Raw genomic sequence first — 13,927 nt, forward strand, 5'->3', positions numbered from 1 at the left:
ACGGATGTCACCGCGCATTGCGAACATTAGGCGGTCGGGAAATAAAAAGGAACAAGTTCCGATAAAAAACCTGGACGGTTGTCCATCTCGCTCGCGGACGACAGCTAACTCCGAGCAGAATTGTGCGCGCGACCACAATCCGTGTCGCTTTGTGAGCTACCGCACTTTCAGATGTGCAGACTATGAGCCGGAACGTTGCATCCGCGTTGCATCGGCGCCGAGGCGGCGATCGAGTACCCGAATCTTGGCCTCGATCTGCGCATACAGCGGAGAATCGCGATCTACGGCCGCGCGGTATACGGCCCATGCCGCGGCGTCGTCGCGACCTTCCGCGCCGGCGGTCCAGCGCCGCAACACCGCGGCATCACGCGAACCGAGCACCGCGGTACGCAACCGCACGCGCAGTTCGTCTCGAATATCGATAATTCCCGGTGCGGTGGAACGCGGCAGCACCGGACCGGCATAGAGACGTAATGCGGAATCGACATCACCGGAGTCGAGTGCCGCCCGCAGCGCCTCCACATCGGTTGCGACATGGACGCGCAACTTGTATGGGCGCGAACCGAACACGGTCGGACCGACCACCGACCGCAGCCGGGACATGGCGGCGCGGATCGTGCCGTTGTCCAGATCGGTGTCGTCGAGCAGCAGTGCGAGGTGGTCGGCGCCGAGCCCCTCGGGATGCTCGGCCAGCAGCAGCAGGATCTCGGCGTGCCGCTGCGACAACGGAACCCGATCGCCCGCGATGGTCAGTTGCGGCTGCCCGAGACCGAGCACGTCGAGGCCGAGACCGCGCGACTCGGCGGCCGCCACGGGTTCCGGCCGTTCCCGCCCATGCAGGCCGTGCCGACCCGAGCGCATCGCACTGAGCACCAGATCCATCTCCGCGGCGGTGGCCGTCGCCTTCACCAGCGCGAGGATCTCGGGCTTCGCCACCCGCACACCCCCAGCTATCACCAGGACACCCACCAGCCTGCCGTCCGGGTCGTGCACCGGCGCTGCGGCGCCGGTGATCTGGTGCATGCGGTGCAAAAAGTGCTCTGGCCCATGGATCCAGGCGGCGCGGCCGGTGCGGACGACCAAACCCACCGCATTGGTGCCGACCCGGCGCTCGCTCAGATCATCGCCCGCGCGCAGTCCGATCTCCGCTGCGGCCGCGACTTGTTCGGGTTTGCCGTGCACCGAAAGTACTCGCCCGAATTGATCGGCGATCGCGACTATCAGACCCGTACGAGCCGCGTCTTCGACGAGCAATTTATCGATCAGCGGCATCAGGCCCGCCATCGGATGAGCATCCCGATAACGTTGCAAATCGGCTCCGCGCAAGCCGCGTTCGCTCAGCACGTCCATCGGATCGACGCCGGTACGCAGGCTGCGCAACCAGGATTCCAACACGAGCGGACGCAGCAAACCGGCTAGCTGCGCGAGCTGCTCGCCACCCGCGCTAAGATATCCATGTGCTTGTGCGGCATAGGCTTCCAGTGCGCCGAGTTGCGTGCCAGGTTCGACGCCGTGCCGTGGGGACCGCCCACCTGCAAGATTGCTGACCATTTGCCTTTCTTTCCGCCCCAAACTGTACCGGCGCGTATTCACAAGGAAGGGCGGATGTTCTGGTTTGTCCGCCAGGTCACATCCGGGACGAACCTCCTCATTTTGTGACCCATCCGTCTTTCACTTCACGATGTGAGCCAGCCCGCAGCATGTTCGGCGAGCATCACCGTCGTGGCCTGCGGTCCCCGGCTCAGCGGCACCGGAACGACGGACAGATCCACCACGGACAATCCGCTCACCCCGTGCACCGCGCACCGCGTGTCGACCACCGCATGCTCGGCAGCGCCCATCCGGCAGGTGCCCGAGAGATGTTGCGAGGTGGAAAGATTCGCGCGCAGCCAGGCATCGTGACCGGACGCGGGCGGCGAGTGACACGGGTAGGCGCCCGGTATCCGGTGCAGCACCTCGACCGCCAGCGCGACGGCGTCCCGCAGCCGCGCTCGATCGGCGGCGCCCGCCAGATAGCGGTGCTCGATCCGGGGCGCGGCGAGCGGATCGGCGCCGCGCAGCCGCAGCAAGCCCGCGGACTCGGGACGCATCAGCGCGACGCCGAGCCGGTGCCGATCCAAGGCGAACGGCACTGTGTACGGCCGGATTTCGATGTCGTCCAGGGTCAGCACGTACTCCAGCGGCACCGCCGCGGGAGTCGGCACGTCGAGCAGATATTCGAGGCCGATCTCGGGGTGGTCGTCGAACCCGGCGCCCACGGGCGCGGGACGCACCACCGGTATGCCGAGCGCCGCCAGCTCGTCCGGCGGCCCGATCCCCGAGCGCAGCAGCAGCGCCGCCGACTCCACCGCGCCCGCGCACAGCACGATCCGATCGGCCCGGATCGTGCCGCTCGTCTCGCCGCGCCGGTAGTCGACGCCGATCGCGCGATCACCGTGGAAACGGATGCGCGACACCAGGACTCCGCCTTGCACGGATAAGTTCGGGCGCGCCAGGGCGGGCAGCAGATAGGCCGACGCCGTGCCCACGCGCGCACCGCCGTCGACGTTGCACGGCACCGGTCCCACGCCCTCCGCGGGGCCCGCGTCCGGCAGCGCGTTGAGATCGGGCAGCGTGTTGAGATCTGGCACCTCGGCGAAACCCGCGTCGCGCGCGGCCGTGGCGAACGCGCGGCTCACCGGTGTCGGATCGGTCGTGCGGCGCACCGGGATCGGGCCGCCTCGGCCGTGTCCGGGCCGGTCGCCGTAGTCGCGGTCGTCCTCGAGCCTGCGGTAGGCGGGCAGCACCGACTCGAAGGACCAGTCGCGCGCGCCGCCGAGCGCCGCGCTCCAGGCCGCGAAGTCGGCGGCGGGTGCGCGCACGAAATAGCTGCCGTTGACCGTGCTGGAGCCGCCGATCACCCTGCCGCGTACCAAGTTCCCCTCGACCGCGCGGTCGTCGTCCGAACTCGCCGCGAGCGTCGCGGGATACCGCCACAACCATCGCGCTTCCGGCCCGATCGGCAGCCGCGTGGCATCGCGCAGCGCCGCGGGCATTTCGGCCGCGGTGGACCACACCGTGCCCGCCTCCAGCAGGCGTACGGTGTGATCGGGCGCTTCGCTCAACCTCGCCGCGAGCACGCACCCCGCGGTGCCGCCACCGACGATCAGGGTGTCGACCATAGGAACCAGCTCATCCGACGGGCGGGCCGTCGGCCCGGCAAACAACGATCAGCGCGGTGGCGCGGTGGATTTCACCGCGCTGGCGCCGTGGGTTTGAGCGCCTCGACGCTGCGCGCCCGAAAGGCGCCGAGCCAGAGCCCGGTGCCGTAGGCGATGTCGTCGAGACGCTTGTAGGCCAGGTAGCGGAACGGGTCGAGCCCGCCCGCGTCGCGGTGGGTGAACCAGTCGGCGAGGCCGTCGGCCACCGCCATGGTCACCGCGATCCGCCGGATGCGCCGCGAGGCCAGCATCGCGAGCAGCGTCACCGGCCAGTAGTGCCTGCACATCGCCGACGCCAACCGCCACAGCCCGGAGAAGAAACCGCGGGCGAGGTAGATGGACGCGATGCGCGTGGGGTTGTCCAGTGCGGTGAACACTCGCCGCAGCCGGGCCAGCGCCGTGACGAGGGTGACGATGCCGCCGAGCAGTCCCCACTTCGACATCGTCGCGAACAGCACCGCTGCCACCACCGTCCAGGACGGCACCGACAGCGGCGAGACCATGCCCTTGCCGTGCCGCTCGCCGAGCGGCGCGGCGCCCGTGCCGTAGAACAGCTTTCGCCCGAACCAGGACGGGAACGAGACACGGTGATCGTGCGCCACGTGCGCGGCGGGCTCGTAGCGCAGCCGCCAGCCCGCCTGCTCCAGCCGCCAGCACAGGTCGACGTCCTCGGCGACCCGCATGGATTCGTCGAAGCCGCCCTCGGCGAGCAGCGCCTGCCGCCGCACCAGCAGCGCGGCGCTCGGCACGTACGAGACCAGGCCGCGCGATTGCACGGCCGCCTCCCTCCTACCCAGGTCGAGCGAGGAGCGGGTGTGCTCGTAGCGGGCCAGCGCGTTGGTCTCCGGATCCAGCGCGACGATGCGGGGCGCAACGAGCGCGACCTTCGGATCGCTGAAATGCCCGAGCATGACCTCGAGCCAGCCGCTGCGCGGCACCACGTCGGAATCCAGAAACGCGACGAATTCACTTGTCGCCGCCCGCAGGCCGGCATTGCGGGCAGCCGACGGGCCCTGCCGCTCGTCGTGGCGCAACACGGTGACCCGGCAGCGAGTGCCACGGGACTCCGGGATCCGCACCGGTTGGTCGGAACCGTCGTCGACGACGATCACCGTGTGCCCGCGCAGCGCCGCCAACAGCCGGGCGAGGCCGTCGGCGTTGTTGTGCAGCGGCACGATGACGGTCACGTCGTCGGGCGAGGGCAGCAGTTGCGGCCGCGGATTGGCGACTCCGGAATCGAGCAGCCGTCTGGCAACAACCGCCGACTTGGGGTCGGTGACCTCGAGGTACCCGTCGCCGATCATCTCGGCGGCCTCCGGGGCAAGTCGTAGCAACCTGGCGGGTGAGCCCCCGATCAGGATGCGTCCGCCGGAGTATGCGCGTACCCGTGGATCGATACGTACCCCGAAGCCGTCGGGCAATCGATCATGGCGCATTCCTGGCATGCTAGGCGGATATTCGTGCGCGGGCATCATCGGTCCCGAAAAAAGAACGGAATTCCGCACGAATAGGCCCGTGACCGTGTGCGACTCGAACCACGGCGTGTTGCGGAGGGGTTGCGGACAATTCGATAGCGAGTTCCGGCAACGCAGTAGCTATTCATCGCTGCCCCATCGATAACCTGCGCTCGCCGGCTGGCAGCGCACGGCTGGCAACCGGCGGGTGGTCATGCCAGCGGACTCTCGTCGCAGGCGCGCGATGGCCGTCGCGCCGATAACGTCAGCGGGATCGGCCCGGACTTGCGCGCCGCGCCACTCCGCGGTGCGGCGCGGCGCGAGTGGTCCACCGAAGAGCGCGGTATGGTCCGTCCCGCGTCGGCCAGCGCGGCCTCGCCGTAACCCTGCACGCACTCCGGGTCGGGCCCGTCGGCGGGCAGTCCGGTGAAGAACTTCGCCGCCATGCAACCGCCCCGGCAGGCATCGTAATGCGCGCATCCCGAGCAGGCGCCACCGCCGCTGGGTTCGCGCAGCTCGGAGAACAGCTGCGATGTCTGCCAGACATTGCGAAAACCGTCGTCGGACAACACGTTTCCGGCCAGGAAGCGATCGTGGATGGCGAACGGGCAGGCGTATACATCGCCCACCGGGTCGACCAGGCAGACCACGCGACCCGCGCCGCACATGTTCAGGCCGGGCAGCGCCTGCCCGAAGGCCGAGAGGTGGAAGAACGAGTCGCCGGTCAGCACGCCCTCGCCGTTGCGCAGCAGCCAGTCGTAGAGCACCCGCTGCTGATCAGGGGTGGGATGCAGCTCGTCCCACACGTCCGCACCGCGGCCGGAGGGCCGCAGCCGGGTGAGTCGCAATGTCGCGCCGTACCTTTCGGCGATGGCGCGGAACTCGTCGAGCTGCGCGATGTTGTGCCTGGTCGCCACCACCGAGAGCTTCGCGTCGCGAAAACCGGCGGCCGCCAGGTTCTCCAGCGCGCGGATCGCCATGTCGTAGGAGCCGGGTCCGCGCACCGCGTCGTTGACCGCCGCGTCCGCGCCGTCCAGCGAAACCTGTACGTCCACATAGTCGCTCGCGGCCAGCCGCGCGGCGACGTCCGGGGTGATGCGAACGCCGTTGGTGGAGAACTTGACTCCCACATGGTGCGCGGTCGCGTAATCGACCAGCTCCCAGAAGTCCGGGCGCACAGTGGGTTCGCCGCCGCCGATGTTCACGTAGAACACCTGCATGCGCTCGAACTCGTCGATCAGCGCCTTGCACTGCTCGGTGCTGAGCTCGCGCGGATCGCGGCGGCCCGACGACGAAAGACAGTGCACGCAGGACAGATTGCAGGCGTAGGTGAGTTCCCAGGTGAGACAGATCGGCGCGGCGAGGCCGGACTCGAAACGGTCGACCAGGCGCACCGCGCGATCGGCCTGTGGCGCACCGGATTCCGATACGCCGGCGACGGTGGTGGACGCAGCGGTAGTGACCGCAGCGCCGCCCGACCGCGGGACCACCCCCGCATCCGGCCGGACGGCCTGCGCCAGCGCGGGCTTGGCTCCCGCGGCGCCGGATGCGATATCCGGCGCGCCGATGATCATGTCACCTTCGGCCAGTTGCGCGAGCGCCCGCACGTACGGCGCGGCGCCTTCGTCGGCGACACCGGCCGCGCGCAGCGCCGAGCGCACCGACGCGTGTTCCGGCAGCGATCGCACGATCTCGACGATGCGCCTGCTCTTCAGGAACGAGAGCTTGCGCGTGCCGAAGTGGTAGAGCAACGCGCCGAAGGGCTCGGGGCGCAGCGCCACCCTCGGATGCAGTTGCCATCGGGTATCGAGATCGAGCATGCCGTTCTCGCCCGTCAGTAGACGCCGCACATGCCGTCGATGGACACCTCTTCGATGAGGGTCTCCTCGACGAGCTCGGCTTCGTCGGTGTCGCTCGGCGCGATGAACTTGTGCGGCATGAGAACCTCCGAGTTTGACGACGGGACGCGACCACCTGTGTAGTCCCTGTCACACCTTAGCGACAACCCCCGCAAAAGTGAAACACGTTCCAATCGACGGGACCCCTCCTTCCCTCGCCGCCGGGCTCCACCGCATCACCACGCCGCACCGCCGCGGTACGCGACCACCGCCCGCGCCGCCACCCGCCCCTACCGTGGCGCTCTAGACTTCGGGTGTAGCACAGCTGAACAGAACGTGACGGGCGGCACATGCCCGCGGCAGTAGAGGTGGCATGGGAGTCGGACGAATGCAGGCGAACGGGGGCGGAAACACTCTGTCGGAGTCCGAGATCGTGGAGGCCGCGCTGCGGGTGGTTCGCGCGGATGGCGTGGAAAAGCTGTCCATGCGGCGACTTTCCCGCGAACTCGGCGTCTCCCCCATGGCGCCGTACTACTACGTGGCCGACAAACGCGAGCTGCTCGACCTCGTCGCCAGCGCCGCGCTCGCCGGCGTGCGCAAGCCACCGCCGGAATCCGGGCCGTGGCAGCAGCGCCTGCGCGATCTCATCGATCAGATCGATGAGAAACTGCGCAAGCACCCCGGGCTCGGCGATGTGCTCATCGAGCAGATGCTGGGCAAACAGCTCGACCTGATCGCCGCCATCATGGAGATCCTGTTCGAGGCCGGGTTCTCCGACCGCAATGTGCTCGCCGCCTACGCGACGATCCACACCTACCTGTTCGGCCGCAGCCGGGTGAACCCGCGCGACCGGGCTCCGCTGTCGGAGGTCACGCTGCCCGAGTCGGTGGAGCGGGCCACCAAGTACATCGCAGACCTGCGCGGCAAGTACGCCTACGACTTCGGCATGGAGGTGCTGATCGCCGGTCTCGAGGCCCAGCTTGTCCACCAGCCGGACCGCGACGTACGATGAAACTGAAACACGTTCTAGTTTTGTCGCCGGCCGCTGTTCGCACGGTCGCCGACGATGCCGGATTCGAGAGGACGTCATGACAACCGTCGAAGTTCCCCACGGCTCGCGCTCGGTCGTGCTGCGGGTTGCCGCCGTCATCACCGAGACGGCCGACACCAGCTCGCTGGTCTTCGACGTCCCGGAAGAGCTGCGGGAGAAGTTCGAGTACAAGCCGGGCCAGTTCCTCACGCTGCGTATCCCCAGCGACCGCACCGGCTCGGTGGCTCGCTGCTATTCGCTGGCGAGCTCGCCGCACACCGACGACCAGCCCAAGGTCACCGTGAAGCGCACCGAGGGCGGCTACGGCTCGAACTGGGTGTGCGACAACGTGAAAGCGGGCGATCAGCTCGAGGTGCTGCCGCCCTCCGGCGTCTTCACCCCGAAGAACCTCGACGAGAACCTGCTGCTGTTCGGCGCGGGCAGCGGCATCACACCGGTGATGTCCATCCTCAAATCCGCGCTGGCCCGTGGCAACGGCAAGATCGTGCTCGTCTACGCCAACCGCGACGCGGAGAACGTGATCTTCGCGAGCGAGCTGCGCGAACTCGTGGACAAGCACCAGCAGCGGCTCGTCGTGATCCACTGGCTGGAACCGCTGCTCGGCCTGCCGACCGCCGACACGCTGGCCACTCTGGTCGCGCCCTACACCGGCTACGAGGCATTCATGTGCGGCCCGAAGCCGTTCATGGACCGGGTGCACGACGCGCTCGGCCAGCTCGGCGTCTCGCGTTCGCGCACGCACGCCGAGGTGTTCAATTCCCTTGCCGGCGACCCGTTCGCCGACCAGGCGCCGGTCGAGGTCAGCGACGAGGAGGCCGCCGACGCGGCGACCGTCGAGGTGGAACTCGACGGCGAGGTGCACGAGCTGAGCTGGCCGCGCAAGCAGACGCTGGTCGACATCATGCTCGCCAAGGGACTCGACGTGCCCTACTCCTGCCAGGAGGGCGAGTGCGGCTCCTGCGCCTGCACGGTGCTGGAGGGCAAGGTCGAGATGGAGAACTCCGAGATCCTCGATCCGGAGGACATCGAGAACGGGTACATCCTGGGCTGCCAGGCCCGGCCGGTCACCGATCGGTTGCGCATCCAGTTCTGAGTCGGGCTCAGCACGCGGGCCTGGTCGACGCTCCGAGCGCTGACCGTGCGCGGCCTTTGGCCCGGTCTCAGCGCCGACCGTGCATACCGGGTCCGGCCTGGGCTCAGCGCGCCGATCGCGCATACGGTGTTCGATCTGCGCTCCGCAGCGCTGACCACGGCGGCGTCCGGGTCTGCGGCCTGCGCGCTGATCCGGGTGTGCGCTCAGCACGCCGATCGTCTGTGCGGTGTTCGGCCTGGGCTCAGCGCGCCGATCGTGCGTGCGGTGTCCGATCTGCGCTCCGAGCGCCGACCGTGGCGGCGTCCGGGTCCGCGGCCTGCGCGCTGATCCGGGTGTGCGCTCAGCACGCCGATCGTCTGTGCGGTGTTCGGCCTGGGCTCAGCGCGCCGACCGTGCGTGCGGTGTCCGATCTGCGCTCCGAGCGCCGACCGTGACGGCGTCCGGGTCTTCGGCCTGCGCGCTGAGTGTGCGCTCAGCGCGCCGAACGGTAGGCGCTGCGCTCGGCGGCGTCGAGGTGTTCGGTGGCGTAGCTGAGCGCGGTGCGGCCCATCCGTGCCGCGTGTTCGTCCAGGAAGCCGGTCAGCAGGGCGCGGTCGATTCGCTTGCCGACTTCGCGCAGCATCCAGCCGACCGCCTTCTGGATGAGGTCGCGGCGGTCGGCCAGGAGTTGTTCGCAGAGCTGGAACGTTGTGCTCGCATCACCCGCCTTGATGAACGCGAAGGTGGTCAGCAGGGCGACGCGGCGCTCCCACAGCGAGTCCGCGGCGGCCAGCTCGAAGAGCAGATCACGCGGCCGGTCGAGTAGCCACGGGCCGAGGACGTTCTCGGCGGAGGCGTCGACCAGGTCCCAGTTGTTCACCCGGCCGCGGTGCACGGCGTCCAAGTACAGACGCACCATCTTCTCTTGCTCCGCCACGTCGAGCGTGCGCGGCTTGGCCGCCTTCGCGAAGCGGGCGTTCAGGATGACCAGACCGGCAAGGCGCTCCTCGTGCACGGCGCTGTCGAGCAGGTCGTCGATCTCGGTGAGGTCGAGAGCGGCAAAGCGTTTGGCGATCGTGCGCGTCGTCGGGACACGCACCCCGATGAACACGTCGCCCTCGCCGTACTCCCCGGGCCCGGTCTTGAAGAAGCGCTGAAGATGGATCGCATCCGCGGGGTCGGCCGCCTCCGCGAGTGCCTGCCGGACATCAGCCGCGGTCGGCGCCGTTGCGATCATCGACTGCTCCCATCCCTCGGCACAGCGCCGTCGACCGACGCACGCCCATTCAACACGAGCGACCTACGACCGGACATCTGCCGAGGCCGAGGCTTCGCCACCGCGCTCGCCTCACCATCGGAGCGCTCGCCGTCGCGGGCGCGTGCTCCAGTCCGGCCGGATGCCGCTTCCGGCTCGTGCACGGGCAACCCGATCGGAAGATCACCACAGCCCGTTCAACGAGCGGGCGCTTGCGGCCGGGGAGACGCCGGCGACGATCAGACCTGTGCGCCGAGAATGCGTCCCGACTCGAAAGCCGCGGCGCTGGCGGGCAGTGCACCGGGCCGTCCGCTGTTCAACACCCGCACCACGCCGTTGCCGGTGGTCGGCCTGCCGAGCGCGTCCATCCGCCGAATGGTCTGCGCGGCAACGGCTTGCGCGCTGTCGAAGAGGCGAACACCGATCGGCAGCGCCGCCACGATGGCATCGATGACCAGCGGATAGTGCGTACAGCCGAGCACCACGCCTTCAACGTCGTCGGGCGTCTGCTCGGCGGCGCGGGCGATGGAGTCGCGGGCGGCGACCAGGTCGCCGCGGTCGATCGCGTCGGCGAGTCCGTGGCAGGCCACGCCGACCACCTTCGCGTCGCCCCCGAACGCCGCGATGAGGTCGGCCTGGTACTTGCTCGCGGTCGTCGCCGCCGTGGCCCACACCGCGACCGAGCGGCAGGCCGCGGCCGCGGGCTTGATGGCGGGCACGGTGCCGATCACCGGCACGGTGGGGCCGACGTCCGCGCGCACCTGTTCGAGCGCGGTCACGCTGGCCGTGTTGCAGGGCAGCACGATCACCTCGGCGCCCGACTCGATGGACGTGCGGGCCGCGCCGACCACCCGATCGACGGTCCAGCGCTCGGGTTTGGGGCCCCACGGAGCGCCGTCCGGATCGAGCTGCAGCAGCAGGTCCACGTCCGGCCGCAGCTTGCGCAGCCATGCGGCCGTTGGCAGCAATCCCAGCCCCGAGTCGATGAGCGCGACGATCACATCGACCACCGTATTACAGGAGTACCTCCCGGCCCGAACGGCTCCGCACGGTCTCAGGTGGCGGCGAGCAGGTCGGCGACCGGCGCCGCCGCGGCGATCTTCGCACGGGCCTTCATGACCTGCGCCGTCATTCCCGCGCCGACGACGCCGGTCAGGACGCCGTCCTTGGCGTAGTAGGCGAGGAATTTGCGGCCGTCGTCGGCGACGACGGTGACCTCGTCGGCGGCGCTCGGGGTGCCGAGTGCCTGGATCTTCACGTCGTACTGGTCGCTCCAGAAGTACGGGACCCGCGCCGCGGTCGGCGGTTCCGCGCCGAGCAGCGCGCAGGCCAGCAACTTGGCCTGCTCGCCCGCGTTGGTCCAGTGTTCGACCCGCTTGCGCTCGCCGGTCTCGTGCCGCCACGCGGCCACGTCGCCGACCGCCCACACCCGGTCGGCGGAGGTCCGGCCCACCTCGTCGGCGAGCACGCCGCCGCCATCGGCGGGTTCGGCGAGCGCGATGCCGGAGTCGGTCAGCCATTCGGTGACCGGGCGCGAGCCGATGCCGACCACCACGAGATCGGCGAGCACCTCCGCGCCGTCGGACAGCAGGGCGCCGCGCACCCGGCCCGCCTCGTCACCGAGGAAGGTGTCCAGCCCAGTGTGGCAGCGCAGGTCGACGCCCTCGGCGCGGTGCATGCGGGCGACCAGCGCGCCGACCTGCTCGCCGAGCACCGAGGCCAGCGGAGTCGGCTGCGGTTCGACCAGCACCACCTCGACGCCGCACGCGCGGAAACTGGCCGCGAGCTCACAGCCGATGAAACCCGCGCCGACCACGAGCGCCCTGGTGGCGCCGCGCAATTCGGCGCGCAGCGCGGCGGCGTCCGCGTGCCCGCGCAACACGTGCACGCCCTTCAGTTCGGGTAGGCCGGGCAGCAGGCGCGGACGCAGACCCGTCGCGATGACGAGGTGGTCGTAGTCGAGGGCGCCGCCGTCGGCCAGGGTGATGCGGCGGGCGGCGGTGTCCACCGCTGTCGCCGTGGTGGACAGGCGCAGATCGATCTGCTTCTCGTCGAAGAATTCCGCGGGGCGCAGCGTGGTGTCGTCGGTCTCGCCGCGGACGAATTGCTTGGACAGCGGCGGGCGATCGTACGGCAGGCGCGACTCGTCGCCGATCAGCACCAGACCGCCGGTGTATCCGGCGCGACGCAGTTCCTCGGCGGTGCGCAGCCCGGCGAGTCCGGCCCCGACGATCACGATCGGCGCGGTCATGCGACAACCCCTTCCTCCGTTGACACGACCCTCACCCTAGCGTCTGCTTGGTCAAGTTTTGCTGTGGCGGCAGTCACTTTCGCCAGGTCGATGATTGCCGCGCAATCGTGTCCGTTCAGCTATTGATCGGGCGGTCAATCAGGACTATACCGAGGTCAGGGCATATTTCGAGCCGAGGAGGCACACCATGTTCACCGAGAGTCGCGCGCAGGACCTGCTCGCCGTCATACTCGGAATCTTCACCGCACTGTCCCCCTTGTGGGTGGACACGAACGACAGGGCCATGTGGACGCTGATCGTCCTCGGCGTCCTGATCGCGCTCACCGGCCTGGCCCAGATGGCCCGGCCCGCCATGGCGATGGCCGACTACGCGATGGGCCTGTTCGGTGCGCTGCTGTTCATCTCGCCGTGGGCGATGGACTTCACCGAGTACAGCGGTGCATCCTGGACCGCATGGATCGTCGGCGTGGTCACGGTGGTCGTCGCGGTCGCGGCGCTGCCCGTGGTCACGGCGCGCATGCACCGGACCACCGGAGGAATGGCTCCGCACCACTGATGCATGACGGGCGAATCCCGCACCGCGATCCCGCCCGCGGCCGGACGGCAACGAGGACGCACCCCTGATGCAGATGCCGACACCCGGTCGTCGCGCGGCTCGACGACCGGGCTCGACCAAGACCGGGCGCCGCCGCAGCGCCAAGATCGACGGCGACGCCCGGCAACTCATCCTGGACGCCGCCGAAAGTCTCTTCGCGGCACAAGGATTCGACGCCACTGCGACGGCGGCCATCGCCGCGGACGCGGGCGTGCCGAAAGGTCTGGTCTTCTACTACTTCCCCACCAAGGACTCGATCCTCTCCGCGCTCATGACCGAGCGCATGCCCGCGCATCCGATCGCTGACATCGGCGCCGTGGTCGCCCCCGGCGATCCGGCCGCCAGCCTGGTCAACCTCGACGCCGCGCTGAATCTGCGCGACCACCATTCCTCGGTGCTGCGCGTGATCATGTGGCGCGAGGCCGACACCCATCCCGACGTGCGCCGCCAGCTCCGCCACCTGCGTAGCCAACTCCTCGACGTGACCGTCCGCGTCCTCCAGGCCAGCGCGCCGACTCCGGTCCGCCCCGGCACCCTCCGCGCCTGCGCCGCCGCCTGGGTCTCGGCCATGTTCGCCATCGCCAGCACCGACCGCCTGCACGCCCTCGACGGCATCCCCCTCCCCACCGCCGACGAAATCCTCAACGTCGCCCAGGTCGTCGCCGCGGGCATGACCCACCTCGGTTAGTGAGATCCACTTGCACTCCGGCCGTCCGTGCGCCGCAGTCGACAGCACAACGGCCGGTCGAACGCGGCACCTGCCGGAGCATAGAACCGTGACCGCCGCGCGCGACTACTCCGAGCTTCACGCGCTCATCGACCAGCTGAATCCCAGCCAGGCCGACGAGGTGCGCCGCCACGTGCTACGACTGGTCCACCCCCGCCCCGAGCGGTTCTCGGTGCTACGGACATTCGACGGTCCGTGGACAGACCTCGGCGCACGCGCCAAGGATGCGCTGTGGCGATCGCGGCAGGTGATCTGACGCAGATCGACATCACAGACGCCGATCTGCATCGGATGGCCGAATTGATGACGCAGTACCGGGGATTGCCCCTCGGCGTAGCCGATGCCTCGGTCATCGCCGTGGCCGAGCGCCTCGACACGGTCGAGATCGCATCGCTGGATCACCGTCACTTCCATGCTGTGACGCCCCGGCACACGCCAGGCTTCAAGCTCCTCCCCTGATCGGTGTGCTCCACTTCGAGCCGGC

General features: G+C 69.3%; 14 protein-coding genes and 1 pseudogene. 6 read left to right on the forward strand and 9 right to left on the reverse strand.

Annotated elements, in window-relative coordinates:
• Positions 1-180 precede the first annotated feature (180 nt).
• The 6 genes and pseudogenes from AC3ERS_RS08530 to mftA form a co-directional block, all read right to left on the reverse strand.
• Positions 181-1,551: a GAF domain-containing protein gene (locus AC3ERS_RS08530; protein ID WP_431965239.1), complete on the reverse strand. Its 1,371-nt coding sequence runs from the start codon at positions 1,549-1,551 to the stop codon at positions 181-183.
• A gap of 125 nt (positions 1,552-1,676) precedes the next feature.
• A complete protein-coding gene (gene mftG / locus AC3ERS_RS08535) occupies positions 1,677-3,161 on the reverse strand; it encodes a mycofactocin dehydrogenase MftG (protein ID WP_431965241.1) in 1,485 nt (494 codons plus the stop codon).
• 71 nt (positions 3,162-3,232) lie between these two features.
• The gene (gene mftF / locus AC3ERS_RS08540) at positions 3,233-4,636 is read right to left on the reverse strand and encodes a mycofactocin biosynthesis glycosyltransferase MftF (RefSeq protein WP_431965243.1); all 1,404 of its coding nucleotides are present in this window, start codon (positions 4,634-4,636) and stop codon (positions 3,233-3,235) included.
• Between the two features lie 230 nt (positions 4,637-4,866).
• Entirely contained in the window at positions 4,867-6,048 is a 1,182-nt protein-coding gene (gene mftC, locus AC3ERS_RS08545; protein WP_431965407.1) for a mycofactocin radical SAM maturase, read from the reverse strand.
• A gap of 234 nt (positions 6,049-6,282) precedes the next feature.
• Positions 6,283-6,474 (reverse strand): annotated as a pseudogene (gene mftB, locus AC3ERS_RS08550) (mycofactocin biosynthesis chaperone MftB); the annotation flags it as partial.
• Between the two features lie 14 nt (positions 6,475-6,488).
• The gene (gene mftA, locus AC3ERS_RS08555; protein ID WP_431965245.1) at positions 6,489-6,593 is read right to left on the reverse strand and encodes a mycofactocin precursor MftA; all 105 of its coding nucleotides are present in this window, start codon (positions 6,591-6,593) and stop codon (positions 6,489-6,491) included.
• A 272-nt stretch (positions 6,594-6,865) separates the two neighbouring features.
• Here mftA and mftR2 point away from each other — a divergent pair, with 272 nt between their 5' ends.
• Together mftR2 and AC3ERS_RS08565 are read left to right on the forward strand one after the other, a co-directional pair.
• The gene (gene mftR2 / locus AC3ERS_RS08560) at positions 6,866-7,504 is read left to right on the forward strand and encodes a mycofactocin system transcriptional regulator MftR2 (RefSeq protein ID WP_431965247.1); all 639 of its coding nucleotides are present in this window, start codon (positions 6,866-6,868) and stop codon (positions 7,502-7,504) included.
• 76 nt (positions 7,505-7,580) lie between these two features.
• The gene (locus AC3ERS_RS08565; protein ID WP_431965249.1) at positions 7,581-8,636 is read left to right on the forward strand and encodes a 2Fe-2S iron-sulfur cluster-binding protein; all 1,056 of its coding nucleotides are present in this window, start codon (positions 7,581-7,583) and stop codon (positions 8,634-8,636) included.
• A 472-nt stretch (positions 8,637-9,108) separates the two neighbouring features.
• Here the strand turns inward: AC3ERS_RS08565 and AC3ERS_RS08570 are convergent, their stop codons facing one another.
• From AC3ERS_RS08570 to AC3ERS_RS08580, 3 genes are all read right to left on the reverse strand, one after another.
• On the reverse strand, positions 9,109-9,852 hold the full coding sequence (locus tag AC3ERS_RS08570) for a DNA alkylation repair protein (RefSeq protein ID WP_431965251.1): 744 nt from the start codon (positions 9,850-9,852) through the stop codon (positions 9,109-9,111).
• Positions 9,853-10,109: 257 nt separating this feature from the next.
• A complete protein-coding gene (locus AC3ERS_RS08575) occupies positions 10,110-10,871 on the reverse strand; it encodes a glutamate racemase (RefSeq protein ID WP_431965409.1) in 762 nt (253 codons plus the stop codon).
• A gap of 53 nt (positions 10,872-10,924) precedes the next feature.
• Complete coding sequence (locus AC3ERS_RS08580; RefSeq protein WP_431965253.1) at positions 10,925-12,121, reverse strand: NAD(P)/FAD-dependent oxidoreductase; 1,197 nt, start codon at positions 12,119-12,121, stop codon at positions 10,925-10,927.
• 187 nt (positions 12,122-12,308) lie between these two features.
• Here AC3ERS_RS08580 and AC3ERS_RS08585 point away from each other — a divergent pair, with 187 nt between their 5' ends.
• From AC3ERS_RS08585 to AC3ERS_RS08600, 4 genes are all read left to right on the forward strand, one after another.
• Positions 12,309-12,677, forward strand: a complete 369-nt coding sequence (locus AC3ERS_RS08585) for an SPW repeat domain-containing protein (protein ID WP_431965255.1) — start codon at positions 12,309-12,311, stop codon at positions 12,675-12,677.
• A 73-nt stretch (positions 12,678-12,750) separates the two neighbouring features.
• Positions 12,751-13,404: a TetR/AcrR family transcriptional regulator gene (locus tag AC3ERS_RS08590; protein WP_431965411.1), complete on the forward strand. Its 654-nt coding sequence runs from the start codon at positions 12,751-12,753 to the stop codon at positions 13,402-13,404.
• A gap of 88 nt (positions 13,405-13,492) precedes the next feature.
• Entirely contained in the window at positions 13,493-13,699 is a 207-nt protein-coding gene (locus AC3ERS_RS08595; RefSeq protein ID WP_431965257.1) for a hypothetical protein, read from the forward strand.
• On the forward strand, positions 13,675-13,902 hold the full coding sequence (locus AC3ERS_RS08600; RefSeq protein ID WP_431965259.1) for a hypothetical protein: 228 nt from the start codon (positions 13,675-13,677) through the stop codon (positions 13,900-13,902). The genes AC3ERS_RS08595 and AC3ERS_RS08600 overlap by 25 nt, the downstream gene beginning before the upstream one ends.
• The last annotated feature ends 25 nt before the right edge of the window (positions 13,903-13,927 follow it).

This window comes from Nocardia sp. bgisy134 (assembly GCF_057708325.1).

What these genes read in the sequence shown, in the direction of transcription:
- AC3ERS_RS08530 (WP_431965239.1), bottom strand. Translation starts at nt 1,551, where the DNA reads ATGGTCAGCAATCTTGCAGGTGGGCGGTCCCCACGGCACGGCGTCGAA.
- mftG (WP_431965241.1), bottom strand. Translation starts at nt 3,161, where the DNA reads ATGGTCGACACCCTGATCGTCGGTGGCGGCACCGCGGGGTGCGTGCTC.
- mftF (WP_431965243.1), bottom strand. Translation starts at nt 4,636, where the DNA reads ATGCGCCATGATCGATTGCCCGACGGCTTCGGGGTACGTATCGATCCA.
- mftA (WP_431965245.1), bottom strand. Translation starts at nt 6,593, where the DNA reads ATGCCGCACAAGTTCATCGCGCCGAGCGACACCGACGAAGCCGAGCTC.
- mftR2 (WP_431965247.1), top strand. Translation starts at nt 6,866, where the DNA reads ATGGGAGTCGGACGAATGCAGGCGAACGGGGGCGGAAACACTCTGTCG.
- AC3ERS_RS08565 (WP_431965249.1), top strand. Translation starts at nt 7,581, where the DNA reads ATGACAACCGTCGAAGTTCCCCACGGCTCGCGCTCGGTCGTGCTGCGG.
- AC3ERS_RS08570 (WP_431965251.1), bottom strand. Translation starts at nt 9,852, where the DNA reads ATGATCGCAACGGCGCCGACCGCGGCTGATGTCCGGCAGGCACTCGCG.
- AC3ERS_RS08580 (WP_431965253.1), bottom strand. Translation starts at nt 12,121, where the DNA reads ATGACCGCGCCGATCGTGATCGTCGGGGCCGGACTCGCCGGGCTGCGC.
- AC3ERS_RS08585 (WP_431965255.1), top strand. Translation starts at nt 12,309, where the DNA reads ATGTTCACCGAGAGTCGCGCGCAGGACCTGCTCGCCGTCATACTCGGA.
- AC3ERS_RS08590 (WP_431965411.1), top strand. Translation starts at nt 12,751, where the DNA reads ATGCCGACACCCGGTCGTCGCGCGGCTCGACGACCGGGCTCGACCAAG.